General features: G+C 45.8%; 5 protein-coding genes. 3 read left to right on the top strand and 2 right to left on the bottom strand.

What is annotated here, in order from left to right; translation table 11 throughout:
- Positions 1-119 precede the first annotated feature (119 nt).
- Both ZX61_RS11665 and ZX61_RS11660 read left to right on the top strand, forming a co-directional pair.
- Positions 120-560, top strand: coding sequence for a DUF2850 domain-containing protein (locus ZX61_RS11665; RefSeq protein WP_049844791.1), 441 nt, complete (start codon positions 120-122; stop codon positions 558-560).
- Positions 561-690: 130 nt separating this feature from the next.
- On the top strand, positions 691-1,791 hold the full coding sequence (locus ZX61_RS11660; protein ID WP_049844790.1) for a mechanosensitive ion channel family protein: 1,101 nt from the start codon (positions 691-693) through the stop codon (positions 1,789-1,791).
- 30 nt (positions 1,792-1,821) lie between these two features.
- On the opposite strand, the gene ZX61_RS11655 is transcribed toward ZX61_RS11660, so the two are convergent.
- Entirely contained in the window at positions 1,822-3,069 is a 1,248-nt protein-coding gene (locus ZX61_RS11655) for an MDR family MFS transporter (RefSeq protein ID WP_049844789.1), read from the bottom strand.
- Positions 3,070-3,469: 400 nt separating this feature from the next.
- Here ZX61_RS11655 and ZX61_RS11650 point away from each other — a divergent pair, with 400 nt between their 5' ends.
- Entirely contained in the window at positions 3,470-4,078 is a 609-nt protein-coding gene (locus ZX61_RS11650; RefSeq protein WP_049844788.1) for a TetR/AcrR family transcriptional regulator, read from the top strand.
- A gap of 83 nt (positions 4,079-4,161) precedes the next feature.
- Here ZX61_RS11650 and ZX61_RS11645 read toward each other — a convergent pair whose 3' ends face one another.
- Complete coding sequence (locus tag ZX61_RS11645; RefSeq protein ID WP_049844787.1) at positions 4,162-16,797, bottom strand: retention module-containing protein; 12,636 nt, start codon at positions 16,795-16,797, stop codon at positions 4,162-4,164.
- Positions 16,798-16,969 lie beyond the last annotated feature (172 nt).

The following is a 16,969-nucleotide window of genomic DNA, read 5'->3' as shown; positions in this document are numbered from 1 at the left end:
TGATTGAACAAATCTGGGGTAAAGGTCAAAATTCTCTACGCCTATATTGCGCTGAGAATCAATCTCCGACAATCTATGTGTCCGCCGTAAATTCACTCCTTTGATGAAGACAGGTTGATATGACTAAAAGTTCTGCGATTAAAACCGCCTTCGTCGTTGTTTTCGTGACTCTCGCGCTCGCGTTTAGCGCTTTACTCTATTTCAGCTATCAAGACTATGTTCACCCAAAACACGTTTATGGCAGATGGATTGAAATAGGCGCGCCACCATACCAAACTGAGGTACTGACACTTAACTCTCGTGGTGTATTCCGTAATGAGAGATTAATTGCCACTCAATTTGACTTCGACGGTAAGCGCATCATAGTTCATACTGGTGGTGGTGAATCCATTTATCAAATAGCAGGAACATTTAGCTCTCCACAATTACGTCGGTTAGAGCCAAATAGCCCTACACAAAGGTTTATCAAAGAAGGTTACGAAAATACCATAGATATGGAAGGTGGTGGCTCAGCCAAAAACCGTCGCGCAGCACTCTCTGACCACTTTGGAAACAAATAGCCTTTCCGTTCCACCTTTCTTGTTTGTCACGTTCGAAATGGTTTCCACCACTGGGCGAGGCTAAACGACTGGTTTGACTATCATTTAGCGCATATACTTGGTCCAGAGCACTCAAATTAGAATCAAATAAATGAACGAGTTACTTACGCATCTTCCTCAACCTTTGTTGAATATGCTTCAGACATGGGACACCAATGTCTTGCTTATCACTTTAGCTAGCTTTGTTGTTTGGATCGTCTGGAGAATCGTCTATGGCCGTTTAGAGGTGCTAGTCGGTAAAACCAGTTTTCATTGGGATGACTTAACGTTAGAAGCTCTAAAAACACCGGTTAGTGCCTTAATTTGGTGTTGGCCAGCTACCATATCAGCTGGTTTCTTACTTCAAGACTACATGGGTTCAAAGCTAAATTGGCTAAGCACACTTAAGCTAATCTTGGTGATCGGGATCTTCGTCTGGATCACTATGCGCTTGATCAACAACATCGAAGAGTATGTACTTAAACAGGGCACTAGAGACGAAACGACGGTGCAAGCCGTCGCCAAAGTCGCAAGGTTGTTCTTTATTGTCATCGGTGCTCTGACGGTCATGCAGGCGTTTGGCCTAAGCCTTTCCGGGTTACTTACGTTTGGTGGTGTCGGTGGTTTAATCGTTGGTCTAGCGGCCAAAGACCTACTCTCTAATTTCTTTGGCGGGATGATGATTTACTTTGATCGCCCTTTTAAAGTCGGCGATTGGATTCGTTCTCCAGACAGGCAAATTGAAGGCACAGTTGAGCGAATCGGCTGGCGTATGACCATCATCCGCACTTTTGATAAGCGACCTATTTACGTACCTAACTCTGTATTTAGCAATATTGTGGTAGAAAACCCATCTAGAATGCTCAATCGACGCATTAATGAGAACATAGGGATACGTTATAAAGATGGCGCCAAAGTTAAGATTATCGTTTCTGATATCAAGAGCATGCTAGAAAACCACCCTGATATTGATACACGGCAAACCTTGATCGTTAATTTCAACGGATTCGCCCCATCATCTTTGACGTTAATGGTTTATACCTTTACCAAAACGGTCAACTGGATCCGTTATCACGAAGTCAAACAGGACGTACTACTAAAGATTTATCAAATCATTCAGCAGCACGATGCCGACATCGCATTCCCAACCCAAACGATTCAACTCGACCCTCAACACGCTGGAGAAGACAAAGTTCCCAACGTCGCGATCTAACCCTAATACTGAGTAGCCCAAGTCATTGGGCTACTGCAGCGCTACCTCGCGCTCGATATCATCTTCCATATGCGAGGCGACATGATATAGCCAAATCATACTTAAGCAGGCTACAAAGCACAGGGCAAATAACCAAGTTGATCCAAACCACTCGATCATAACCCCGCCTACCAATGGCCCTATCGCAAACCCTAAGGTATAGAGCGCTGTCGCTCCAAAATACGAACCGCGCAGATGAGCTGGCGCTAAACGGTCAATTTGTACATTAATCGTTGGGAAGGTAATCACTTCACCGACACTGATAATAAAGCAAGCAATAGCCCAACCAAGTGCGGAATCATTAGGCGAAACGATAAATCCTACCTGGCCTAAAGCTATCAGTACCATACCAATTCGAGTTCGACTGAATAAAGGAAGCTGTTCCATTATTCTTAACAATGGGAATTGGAGGATAACAATGGTAGCTGTATTAACCACCATTAACATCGCGATAAGTTTGGCGGCATCTTCGACGCCACTACGGACAATGGCTTGGGGAACGGAGGACTCTAACTGAGCGTATACAAACATCAACAACAAGTTGGCAAATAGCAACAGCACAAATATTTTGTCTTGGCTGATGACCTTTAACGTTTGCCTAAAGTTTGGCAGTACCGAAGATTCCTTTACGTTACCGGATTTATGTTTTTTTCTTTCAATGCCAAACATGATCCAAAAGGCATAAAAAAGATGAGTAAAGCCCGTGATTAAAAACAAGCTTTGAGGGTCAGCAAGAGCAAGAGTGACACCAATCAAAGGACCAACAGCCCCACCAATATTTAGCAAGAAATAACGCGTATTCATTGCCAATTCTCGATCTTTTAGATCCGACAAGGAATCTCCAAGCACCGCCTTTGCTGGCCCATCAATTAACGGGTGCATTAACCCAGTAAGCAAAACCAGTACATAGAAATGCCACATCTCCGTCGCTAAAGCGATTCCACTATAAGCAAAGAAGGCAATAACGCATCCTGCTACCATTAGCCACTTTCGGCCAAACTTGTCAGAAAGATAACCAGAATAAAGGCCAGCAGATGAACCAATAAATGCCGACGCGGCGAGCATGCCTCCCACTTCTACCGCTGACGCAGCGTAATCTTGATAAAGAAATACCACCAAAAAAGGCCAAGCCATAAAGAAGCTGGTTCGGGCAATAAGAACACCAATAAGCACAGTCCAGACAGGAAGATTAAACCGCCTCACCCGCTCCCATTGAAACAAACTTTGTTCCTTTTCCATACGACTCTCCTCAAACCAACTTGTTGCATAATTGTTATTTAGTCAGTATACAAATAATCAATAAAAACAAAAGGAATTATTGAATTGATTACATTAAAGCCTATAAACAAGAGATTTACTTAGAAAAGGGATTTAAAAATAGGTAGTTAATACCACCAATTTGGGAAGTCAATCAGCCATATTTTGAGTCTAACTTCTCGTACTAACCAGCCAAAACTTACATTGTTCTTGTTATTTATATCTTACCTCTCAACAAATGAAGGTAGATCAATATTCTCAATCACAATGACATTTTCCTGATCTGTCATCTAGCCACAAAAGTAAACGATGCTGTATACTTTATGAATTACCTAATAGGAGATAGACACTACCGTTTACTCTGGTCTATTGGATATTTTTCATGATAAAAAGAAGCGATATAAAACAAGAAGATATCATTAAATCTGCCATCGAAGTTTTTTCTCAAAAAGGCTTTGAGCAAGCAAGTATGGAAGGTATATCCAAGCATGCAGGGGTATCTAAACGGACGCTCTACAAGTACTACCCCAACAAAGAAGCGCTATTTGAAGTCATTGTCGACAAGCTAATGTGCCGTTTTGATGACCAATGTGAGGTGACATTTAAACCTATGGTCTCAATCGAAGAGCAGCTCGCCGAATTGACGCTGAAGCAGATGTGTTTCATCAACAATGAAGATTACCAAATGACAGCGAGGTTAGTGATGGCAGAGTGTATCCGATGCCATGAAACCTCAAAGGTATTGGTGTCTAAGTTTGCATCACTTGGAGACTCTTGTGGTTTGCAGAATTGGGCACAGCAAGGGATTAAAGCGGGCGCTCTTGAAATATCTGACGTCTCTATTGCCATAGAGCAATACATTGGTGGCATTAAAGCGGTAGTTTTCTGGCCGCAACTCGTGGCTCATTTGCCTCCTCCAAGCTGCGAAGAAGTACAGCGTGCTATCAAACACGCCGTGACGAGTTTTGTTGCAACCTACAAGGTGAAGTAACTATATATATGTTGAATCAACAATAAATTAAAACAACGCCCCTAATCAGGGGCGTTGTTGTATTCATCGCTAACTAAGCGGTTCTAGTTGTTGTCATGAACCATAACATGCTGCAGTAGTGAAGAGACCATATCTTCATGAGACATGCCACTAAAGCCACTGTCGAGCTGAGGCACAAGATTCTCAACCAAAATACCTTGGTCTTGGGTTCCATCTCCACCTGGGTGAACATGCAGTTCAACATTGTTACCATCGACTTTGACTTCAAGATGTTCAAGCAGCGTATCCATATCCAAAGAACCTGATTTCAGCTCAGGAAGCACCTCACGCAGATCGATCTTATCGCCCTCACTGACACTGAAATCTTTAATGGTATCAAGTGAGCCATCATCTATTTCTCGCCAAACAAAGGTATCCATTCCTGTGCCACCGACAAGAATATCAGAGCCCAGACCACCTTCTAAGATATCGTTACCTTCACCCCCCATTAGTGTGTCGTCTCCCGCACCACCGATGAGGGTGTCATTGCCGGCTCCACCAACCAGTAAGTCATCACCACTACCACCTGTTAGCATACTATTCGATCCACTGCCATCAAGGTGTACCGCTTCAGTTTGCGATGACTTATCAATCTCTAGTGCATTGACGTTGTCTACCACATTAAGGTCGATAGCAATATGGTTGATCGACTCTGCTCTATCGAGAGGTTGACCATTGCCATCAAGCTCTTCCGACACAGCGGTAATTTGCAAAGTATGCTCACCTACCGTCGCACCTTTCACTGTCAATGTGTCAATCGCATCCTGCGATACATGCCACACCCCATTCTCGAAAGATACGGTCCCGTTAGAGCTTTCTAACGTAGCACCTGGAGGCACATCTTTAACTTCTAGAGTGAGTGCTTCTGTAGTGTCGGTTAGCGCAGCCATAATACCGAGTACCGCAATACCGCTGGTGCTGGCACTTTGCGTCGCGGTAATGTTCTTGTTGAAAGCATATTTACTGTCAAACGTCAGTGTTGGCGCATTCGCCACTGGATTAACCGTAATATCATAGTGCTTAGGTTCAGCTTCTAATCGGAGACCAGACGGGTTCCAACTATCTTTCGCTGTAACATCAAGCGCAATGGTATTTGAAGGCGCTAAACTCGCGTCAATAAACACGCCAGTCGTGCTTGTCGGCGTATCAAGTAGCGCATTAAGATCCGTAAGAGTTCCTGATAGCGTCAGTGTGCTGGTTCCTTCTCCGGTAACAGTAACACTTGAGCCTGCAGGCAGTACTAATGACAGTTTTCCGTAATCTACATTAAGTGTCACCGTCATTAAGTCATTGGCAGACGCCCCGACATAGTCAACATCCGAAACATTGATACCACTGATCTGTTGGCTTGCTGCTTCGTTAATCAAGGTCGTTATATCGTCAATATCCAATACTGGCTTATCATTAACTGGAGTCACATCAAAGTTTATTTCAGCGCTTCCAGTTAAGTGATCCGGTTGACCATTGGTCGAGCCGTCATCTTTGACAACATAACTGATTTTCACTGGGCCATTGTAGTCTTTAGCCGCTTCAAATACCCAGTTCCCCCCCTGCTGTGTCAAGGTGCCTTGGCCTTCGACCAAGGTGAGTCTTTCAACGCTAATGGTGTCACCTTCTTTGTCGAAGGTTCCATCAATAAGATCTTGCACATTGATGGTTATGCTGCCCTCTTCCGGCAGATCAGCTAAGTTGAAATCTTTCGGTTCTGGCGCATCGTTGACTTCTGTTACGTTGATCAAGAAGGTGGTTTGATTAGTCGATGATGTGCTGCTATCACTTGGGTCGATCGCACCGTTGTTGCCACCATCATCCACTGTCGCTGTCACCGTCACAGGACCACCCGAGTTGATATCGTTACTGTCGGCATCTGGTTTAAAGATGACTTTACCCGCAGCGATTGCAGCGTTGATATCAGCCAACTTACCTGTCGCGACTAAACTGCCATCAGCAGCAAGAGTAAAGTTAACATTCGCGTCATTAACAAACTCAAGCGAGCCTTTATCAACTTGTAACGTGAGTGTGTAAGTCGCATCGGGATCATCGTAAGTTGCATCAACATCAGCAATAGACAACTGGTTGATCGCTAAACCACCTGCAACATCTTCCGACGTTTCTAGGTTTACAACGTTCACGAAAGTAGGTTGATCATTGATTGGGTCAACAACTAAATCGACATCAAACTCAGACTTCGGTCCTAACGCACCGTTATCAACTGACTGCACTGAAATATGAATGGGTCCATCGATACCCATTGCGTTGCCAGTATCACTGTTATGCTCGCCCGAATTAAACACAATCTTGTCGATCTGCTGCGCAGGAATATCTAACGTCCATACCTTAGTTGCAGGATCGTAACTCGCCAGTGTTGTTCCATCTGGGTAGAAGATCTTCGCATCTTGAGGGACATTGGTTACTTCGACACGAATCGTTTCTGGTGCGTTTTCGGTATATGTGCCGCTTCCTGTTGCGGACATCGCCTTATCAATCACAGAAGCGTTAATAGCAATATCGATATTCTGACCTTCAGATCCCGTTGCCGAGTCTGTAGGGTCAGTATCGACAATATCACCAACAGGGTTAACCGTAAGCTTGAAGTTCGGCAAATCTTTCGCTGCAGTAGGCACGCCAAGTAACGATTCCTGAGTAAAGACCGCCACACCAAACTCTGCGCTACCACTAAAGTGCTTAGGTGGCTGCACTGATATCGCACTTAAGTCGAGAGTATCTGTTGTGCCAGCAGGCACTTTAACACTCCACTCGCCATTTCCGTTGTTTTTAACCGTGTAACCGCTAGATGGATCAGCTATAAGCAAGAAACCATCAGGTACATCGGTAAATTTGATCGAAACAAAGGACTCCGAGCCGTCGGTATCGGTCAGTTCGATAGAGACTGCTCCAGAGTTGCCAAGTGAAATAGCTTCGTCTTCATTGCCCGTAACCTCGATAGTTTGGCTAGGGTCAACACCTGGCCCAGTCACTTTGACGTCATCAACAACAGGAGTGACTTCAAAACTCACACTTGTTGTAAAATTATCTGAATGGCTAGAGGATGTGCCCAGCTCGTTAAAAGTTGCGGTGTCGGTGACTGTCCCTGTTACGTTGATCGTGACTTTGTTATCATCGTTGCCCGTTGGGTAGTTCGCTTTCGGCTTAAACAAAATATTGTCTAGCGCGCCTGCGTCGATCTGAGCCTGAGTAAAGGTCACTGATGTACCCAAACTCGTCCCTGCTTGGTCATAAAATTCGCCAATCGTTGTGTCCGCCAAAGTTAGCGTTACTGAAGAAAGAACTTCATTGCCACCTTCAACGCCTGATACTTTATCAGCGATGTCATAACCTAGGTCTAGTTGAATGTAACTATCTTCGTAACCCACTTTATCTGGCCCACCTTGACCATCTTGATCAATCGGGTTCATCGCATCATCAAGTGAACCTTTCACTTCTAATGTAATCTCCGGTTCAGGATTGCTACCACTACTTACATCCGCAATAGGGTCCACTTTCACGATTACTGACTCAGGTCTAGACACCTCGTGGCCCGAACTATTGTCTGTCGTGATGACCGTCAAGGGCAACCTAAAGTCACCAGAATAGTCTTTTGGTGGTGTAAGTGTTAGTCCATCTAGACCCTCAATATCACCATCAGCGGTTAGAGTGGCCTTAAACACATACTGACCATTGGTAAAATCCACATTCGATCCGCCAATGCCAATCGAGAAGGTCTCACCCCCAACAGTAACTGTGCTATCAATAACGATCGTGATGGTATCTTCATGACCATCGTGCGAGGTGACAGAAATGATCGGCTTGAGCTGACTGCCCAAGTCAATATTCGTATCCTCTGTCCCTGTGATAATGCTGTTATCAACAATATCAACCTCACCCGCTTTGTAGTCGTTGCCACTAACATGCTCTGGGAAAGACAAGGTCACCTTGGTTTCACGTTGTTCAACAACACTTTGCTTGCTGCCATCATCACCAATATCGACGACCTGCGCATAGATAGTAAGGCCAATGTTATTGAAGACACTAGGATCACCCGCAGTCGTTGGCGTATAGTCTAATCCGTTTGGCGCTTTTATGCTGAACTCACTCTCATTGGTAATCACCCAACGGCCATTACCTTCATAAACGGCGCCTTCAATAAAGAGCTGATCCATGATCTCCTGACGAGTATCATCAAACTGTACCACTAGCTGTGTAACCACTTCATTCGGTTGACCCGCAGGCCCTGAGTCATCTGTTTCTAAATAGCGGATCACGAACTCGCCAGATTGAGTATCCTTAGCGGTATTGGTGGTAAACAAGATAGCTCCGCTGGCATCGGCTTTAACTTGATTGGTCACAGAGCCAACTTCGGTGCCAGCTTCGTTTTCGACGATCAATCGGTTGTTTGCATCTACTGGTTCAACAACCGGATTGACATGGACGGTAATCGTGCCGTTTAAGGTCGCCTCGGCCCGCTCAACCTCGTCAGTTGGCTGCCCTATTGCATGCTCATGGTTAACTTCTTCCACTTTAACCGTCGTGTTCAAGGTAAAGTCGGTGCTCGAGTCTTTTGGCGGAACAATTTGAATAAAGCCATTTTGCAACGCTGCCTGGGTGAATGCCTCTGCAGACTGACCAGCACTTGGGTTTATTTCAATAGTCCCACCAGTGACTGCGACAGCGTTTCCATCTACATAAACAGTGGCTCCATCTGGAATGCCACTAATTTCTATCGACGTGAAATGTTCATCTGTATCAGTGTAATCGCTACCCACTTTAGGGTGCCACTCTACATTTATTCTGGAGTCTTCATTTCCGGTAGACTCATTTGAATAGTTGATTTTGGTGTCAATCACAGGTTCAACTTTAACGCGAATCTCTCGATCAAACGTCAATGAGTGACCATCGTTTTCCGTGACGATAATGGTCTCTTTGATATGGATATTTTCTGTCGATGACGTAACAGGACGAATCACAATGCCAGAATTAGCCCCAGCACCTAGATTAGTGATGTTTGCTTCGTAAATAGGCTGACCGTTAGCATCATAGCCAGTGAAGTTTAGATTCACTGCGTTACCGCTACCATCTTCGATTACGACACCATCGGGAATATTTGACAGTAGAACGGTAATCGATTCAGATGCATCTAACGGGCGCTGGGCAAATTCGCCAGATACGACCGAGAACTCGATCTCCGCATGTCCATTCTCATCAATCGTTGTTTCTACACCAGAAACATTGCCATCGGTGAACTCTTTCCAATCTGCTGAGTTGCCCGTGTTGTTTTCTGGAACATCAGCAACCCCTTTAACAGCAACATTGACAGTTTTGGTGCCCATAATGGCTTCATCAACGTGAACCGTTCCATCAGACATAAGAGCAGAGTCTTTGACCACACCAGTCACGTTGAAGGTGAAATCTTGGTTGCTGTGCAAATCTGGCACGACCTCGACGTTGCCAAGCTGGTCATAGGGAATTTCTTGGTATGTCACGCCATTCACGGTCACTGTAGTGATTTGACTCGCTCCAGGACCAACCCAAACCAAACTTGCACCTTCCGTAATATCTGAGATACGCACATGTAGAGTTTCAGAACCATCGGTATCAACTGAAGGGTTCATCGTGATGACTTCATTGAGCGTGAAAGGTTCGTGGTTTGGATCGCTACCTGTGTAGTCAGGATTAGCTATATTGTCTTCATTAATCTGAATACGATTGACGCTAAAGCTGCCCATATCGGCATCTGGAGTGACGTCTATAATGATCTCTTGCGGTTCAGACCTTGCGCTTGTCTTATCAAGACTGCCGTCGTTATAGGCATTGGCGCGTTCAGTTGTCACTGCTGTCGCTTCAAATCGAATTTGGCCTGAGTAATTATCTGCTGGATTAACCTGAATGCGATTAATGTCTTGGGCCGAAATGGTATAGACACCGTTAACAGGTGTTATCGGATCTCCATTACGGTCAAGTAACTCAAAGTTCCCTTCACCGTCCGTGACTTTCAGCTCATAAGTGATTGTCTCTGGCCTACTCGTGTCTTGAGTTTCAGCGCGAAGCTGAATGCGTACATTGTCGCCATCCTCTTCCACTTGGTATTGATAAGTGCTACGGCTGTCGTTCCATGTTGCAATATCTGCAACACTTTCTACTTCAATTCTGAAGTTTGAATCAACGGTATGATTAGCAGAGCCATTATTGTCAATTTGCAATTGATAGTTAATGCGGACGCCGCCATTACCGGTTGAGTAGTTGCGATCTGGAACAAAATAGAGGTTATCAATTGTCGCTATTGTATTGTTACCACTTTGCGTAAAGCTTTGCTGTAACACGGTTCCATCAAAAATAATGTCGCCATTAGCATCTGCCGTAAGCTCGTGGAGCACACCATTTTCTTCATAGTAGAAAGTGCCACGATGATTACCCGCTTTAATCGTCAATTGACCAATGTCTTCGGCGTTATCTCTATCGAATAGATTAACTGACAAAGAGACCTTAGCAGGCTCATTTGGTAGACCTGCTTGGTTGTCTTGAGCGTTTTCCCAAGCGGGTTCATCGCCAGGTGCATAATTGATACTGCTGTCGCGACCCGCATCTTCGAAAGTCGTCACTTTAAGTGCGATAGGGCGAGCATCTCGGTCAGTAATAGTAATATCTAGAGGCGCAACCGATGTATCGTTATCCCCATCCGTCGCAGTTACATTGACCTTGAAGTTAATCTCGTCACCATTGTGCTCAAGATAGTTGGTTGCTCGGAACTCAATCTCACCGTTCGAGTTAATTCTCAAAATACCTAACTGACGAGTATCAGTACCGCCATTACCGTCATCCGTTTGTTCGTAAACACGAACGTTTTGACGACCATCGCGTAGATCGACAGAGTCTAAATAAGTACCTCTTGGGCCTCCAAACACTATCGTCGCGCCACTCGCATCGGTTGTGCCTTCAATCTTAGTTAATGCTGCATTGTCCGCACCTTTGTCCGTCTCATCGGCGAACATATCAACCACAGAGCCACGGTAGCCTTGGCCTTCAACACGGGTTATCGATTGGTCAGTGAGTTTTGGTACGTCATCTACGACAGTGATTGGTAACGTAATTTCTCCGCTTTCATCGCCATCAAAATCAGTAGCTATGATCTTGAAGTTAATATCAATTGAGTTTTGCGCATTACCGTCAGGATGATCAAGAGGCTTGAGTAGCTCAAAGGTATAACTGTTATCTGCAGTATCAAACTTGATAGTGAAAACAGGTACACCTGATGTTGTTTGCGCCGTATAGGTAAAGGTTGTTCCGCTATTTGAAACAGCCGCCCACGCTAAGCTTTCACCACCAGATTCAAGCCCATTTAGCGTATTATCTGCATCCACAAGCTCATACTCAACGACACCATCAGCCCCTTCGTTTACAACGAAGTTGCCAGAGATTTGAGTATCCTGAGATTGATCCGAGCCAATTCCAATCAGATCGTCTTCATCGACGACTTTCTCACCCGTCGTGCCAGTTAGGCTTGGCTTGTCATCTTTCACTTCAATAGCAAGAGGAACCGATGGAGAAACATCTCCGTCTCTGTCAATCGCCACAACATCAAAAGGAATTGTTAGTGAATCAGAACCAGCCGCATGATCGAGGGCCTTAATTTGGGTGTAGGTGTAACTGCCATCACTGTTCAATTCCAAAGTGAAGACCAGCTCACCATTTGCCTTACCGTGATAAATCGTAGAACCAGCAGTCCCTGTCTGTTTGGTTATATCAACATCATAACCACCTGACTTGAGTCCGCTCTCCGTTGTATTGATATTAACGAGTTCATACTTAACAACGGTGTCTGCACCTTCAGTGGTGATAAAGCTGCCTGTTGCTGTTGCAGTACCCGGAGAAGATCCTGAATTGGTATCATCTTCATTAACCGAGAAGGTACTGCCGATTTTGAAGCCATCAATAGTAGCGGTATCATCACCAACATTGACCACTAAGTCACTGTTAGCTGATTTATCGTTGTCACTGTCTACTGCATAAACAGGCAAGTGAACTTCTAAGTTGTCTTTCCCCTGAGCGCTATGGTCGAACTCTTGAAGTAACGTCACTGAGTATTTGCCCAAAGTAGACTGGTCAAGCGTCACACTTAGTACATCGACTTCTGCACCATTCACTAAGATGTAACCACGATAAACACCATCCGTGGTCTCTTCCAACACGACACGCTGACCACCCGAGAATAGCCCATCAGCATCAGAGCGGCCGTTAAACTCGTCGACATCAATTTTCAAGGCTGTGACCGTATCACTGCCTGTTGTAAAGGTGATAGTACCGCTTGCACTGGTGTCGATAGCGCCGACTTTGGAGCCATCGGTTAAGCCCGCTTCATACACATTGGCTTGGTCAATGGTATTAATGACTGGGTCAGCCCCATCTTTAATCGTCAGGTCGACGGTACTGGTTAGCTCGTCACCATCGTTGTCCTTCACGGTTACAACAATGGTGTGTTTAACCTCTTCACTCGTTGAATGGTCGACGTTGCTGTTAGGAACAAAGGAAATTTTACCGTCCGCAGACACCACCAACTTACCGTCGGTAACCGGGTATTCGTTTTGATTCTCGTTGAAGTTGATGTCTTGGCCGTCAAACGTCACCGTCGACACTTTACCTTGGTCAGCCCCCGCTTCGGTAATCACATCAATTTCGTTGCTCTGCACCGATTGACCTACCGTTGGCTCAACCACGCTCAAGCTACCATCGGTGACGACTTGGATGTCATCGCCAATATTGACCTGAAGATTCACATTCGCAGAATTGTCGTTGTCTTTATCCACCGCGTAAACAGGCACATTCACCGCCAGTGAATCCATGCCCTGTGCACCATGGTCGACTTCTTGCGACAAGGTCACGGTGTACTTGCCTAAGTTGCTCTGATCGAGGGTCACGTTGAGCACCTCAACCTTAACCCCATTCTGCGTGATGTAACCGACATACTGACCGGTAAACTCACCATTCGGACCTGTGATTTCTTCTAGTACTACCTTTTGACCTGCAGACTCTAACGTCGAAGTGCGGTTGAACTCAGCCACATCGACTTTCATCGCCACTACAGTGTCACTACCAGTGGTAAAGCTAATGTCTCCGGTCGCTGTCGTCACCGTATCACCGACTTTGGAGCCATCCGTTAAGCCCGCTTCATACACATTGGCTTGATCAATGGTATTAATGACTGGGTCAGCGCCGTCTTTAATCGTCAGGTCGACGGTACTGGTTAGCTCGTCACCATCGTTGTCCTTCACGGTTACAACAATGGTGTGTTTAACCTCTTCACTCGTTGAATGGTCAACATTGCTGTTAGGAATAAAGGAAATCTTACCGTCCGCAGACACCACCAACTTACCATCGGTAACTGGATATTCGGTCTGATTCTCGTTGAAGTTGATGCTCTGGCCGTCAAACGTCACCGTCGACACTTTACCTTGGTCAGCACCCGCTTCGGTAATCACATCAATCTCATTGCTTTGCACCGATTGACCAATCGTTGGCTCAACCACGCTCAAGCTACCATCGGTGACGACTTGGATATCATCACCGATATTGACCTTCAGATTCACATTCGCTGAATTGTCGTTGTCTTGGTCCACCGCATACACTGGCACATTCACCGCCAGTGAATCCATGCCCTGTGCACCATGGTCGACTTCTTGCGACAAGGTCACGGTATACTTGCCTAAGTTGCTCTGGTCGAGGTTCACGTTGAGCACCTCAACCTTAACCCCGTTTTGCGTGATGTAACCAGCGTACTGACCTGTGAATTCGCCATTCGGACCTGTGATTTCTTCTAGTACGACCTTTTGACCTGCAGACTCTAGCGTCGAAGTGCGGTTGAACTCAGCCACATCGACTTTCATTGCCACTACAGTGTCACTACCAGTGGTAAAGCTAATATCACCTGTGGCCGTCGTCGCCGTATCGCCGACTTTGGAGCCATCGGTTAAGCCCGCTTCATACACATTGGCTTGGTCAATGGTATTAATGACTGGGTCAGCCCCATCTTTAATCGTCAGGTCGACGGTACTGGTTAGCTCGTCACCATCGTTGTCCTTCACTGTCACAACAATAGTGTGTTTAATCTCTTCACTCGCGGAGTGGTCAACATTGCTGTTAGGAATAAAGGAAATCTTACCGTCCGCTGACACCACCAACTTACCATCGGTAACCGGGTATTCGTTTTGATTCTCGTTGAAGTTGATGCTCTGACCGTCAAACGTCACCGTCGACACTTTACCTTGGTCAGCCCCCGCTTCGGTAATCACATCAATCTCGTTGCTCTGCGCCGATTGACCAATCATTGGCTCAACCACGCTGATTGTGCCATCGGTGACAACTTGGATGTCATCACCAATATTGACCTTCAGATTCACATTCGCTGAATTGTCGTTGTCTTGGTCCACCGCATACACTGGCACATTCACCGCCAGTGAATCCATGCCCTGTGCACCATGGTCGACTTCTTGCGACAAGGTCACGGTGTACTTGCCTAAGTTGCTCTGGTCGAGAGTTACATTGAGCACCTCAACCTTAACCCCGTTTTGCGTGATGTAACCAGCGTACTGACCTGTGGATTCGCCATTCGGACCTGTGATTTCTTCTAGTACTACCTTTTGACCTGCAGACTCTAACGTCGAAGTGCGGTTGAACTCAGCCACATCGACTTTCATTGCCACTACAGTGTCACTACCAGTGGTAAAGCTAATATCACCTGTGGCCGTCGTCGCCGTATCGCCGACTTTGGAGCCATCCGTTAAGCCCGCTTCATACACATTGACTTGAGTGATATTAGTAATCACTGGGTCAGCGCCATCTTTAATCGTCAGGTCGACGGTACTGGTTAGCTCGTCACCGTCGTTGTCCTTCACGGTTACAACAATGGTATGTTTAACCTCTTCACTCGTTGAATGGTCGACGTTGCTGTTAGGAATAAAGGAAATTTTACCGTCCGCTGACACCACCAACTTACCATCGGTAACTGGGTATTCGCTTTGATTTTCGTTGAAGTTGATGCTCTGGCCGTCAAACGTCACCGTCGACACTTTACCTTGGTCAGCCCCCGCTTCGGTAATGACATCAATCTCGTTGCTTTGCGCCGATTGACCTACCGTTGGTTCAACCGCACTGATTGAGCCATCGGTGATGACTTGGATGTCATCGCCAATATTCACCACTAGGTTCGAACGCGATGACTGGTCATTATCAGCATCTACCCCAAAGACTGGTAATGAGATCGCCACGAAATCTTGGTCTAGTGCACCGCCTTGTTGGCTTTGATCGACCTCTTCAAGCAGTTCAATCGAATAACCTGCATTAAAAGTTGGTGACGTGTCAGGCCCAGCTTTAACGACATCATTAAGCGTCACGCGAAGTACATCTACTCGATTTCCTTCTAACGTAATATAGCCAACATATACGCCAGGCTGGCCTGCAACCGCTTCTAATACAACGGTTTCGCCTTGCGAAGTAATTGGTGATGTTTGCTGAGAGGCATTGAAGGCATCGACATCAATCTGTACTTGAGTGACATCATCACTTCCCGCAGCAAAAGTGATTGTTCCGCTTGCCGTAGTACTTGTATCGCCAACCTTTGAACCATCGTCCAACCCCGCTTCATACACATTGGCTTCGGTAATATTGGCAACACTAGGATCGGTACCATCCCCAATGGTTACCTGAGCATCAATCGGAGCTTGGATTGAGTTTCCACCCGTATCTGTACCGGTGATATTAAAAGAAATGGTAATTTGGTCGCCCGAGAAAGCCACTTGGCCCCCTCCGACCGAAGGAGTGTGGTCAATCGGTTGAGAAATTGTTGTAGTAAGCTCAAGACTTACGTCTTTGCCGATACTTGTTGCATTGATATCAATAGTCAATACTGTATCGCCATCGGTATCTAGACCTATAATTTCATTCGTTGCTGCATTATAGGTAAACGAAACCGCTTCTCCATTGGAAGTGATATCCGAATTTAATTCACTTAACAGAGACGCTAACGAGATAGGATCCGGAACAAAAGAGGTAGGCTCGAGAGCTAGATCACCAGCAAAGATAGTCACCGTACTAGTAATCGACTGAGGATACGTTCCGCCAGATAAAGAGCCCTCAAAAAGAAACTCACTAATATTTTGTCCACCACCAGCAAAAATAATCGGTCGGATTTCATCATCGGCTTGATCGACTGTGCTTGTAGAAAACCCAGATGTTTCGAAGAAGGTACTAGCCAGAACCTCTGCACCATTATACTCGATAGTCACAAAGCCGCTATTAGCAGAGCCTGCGCCTCCAGCTCCGGCAGCCGTTGCTTCTAACAACTCTGTCGGGTCAGCCCCCGCCAAAATGGCGCCTTGGATCGCGGCTAACTCATCTTCACCAATGGCACCCTCACCCAGTTGAGCGAGGTCGAAGTTGACCTCTCCGGCAACAGGGGCAACTCCCCAGCCACCGAGTTCATCTTCAGTAGCGACAGTGTTCGCATCTAGATTAACAGCAGCGTCAGGCGCTTCCATTAAAACAGCGGCATGGTTGGCAGTGATAACGATTTCACCATTGGCAATCGTATCACCCACAGCAACTCTCTTTGCACTTCCATCTGGTTTGACAGCAACAACATCACCAGAAACTTCTTTTACTATCGCGGCTTGGCGTACTACTTCTACGTCCATAAGGTCTCCTAATCACACTCATGCTGGCCTAGCAAGAGGCGAGAAACGATTTGTTATAGTTTTTCTCAAAATATACGCACAAAATATCAAATATTGCTCGCATTTCCAGTAGTTTATATATGTTCAAAACAGTCACTGCTGATCTGTAAGTATAGGTTGTTCAAGGGAATTA

Origin of the sequence: Vibrio sp. VPAP30 (assembly GCF_001188205.1) — a bacterium.
In the GTDB taxonomy this organism is placed as follows: Bacteria; Pseudomonadota; Gammaproteobacteria; order Enterobacterales; family Vibrionaceae; genus Vibrio; species Vibrio bivalvicida.
The sequence above is the reverse complement of the archived record's forward strand: the minus strand, read 5'-3'. Positions and strand labels throughout refer to the sequence as shown.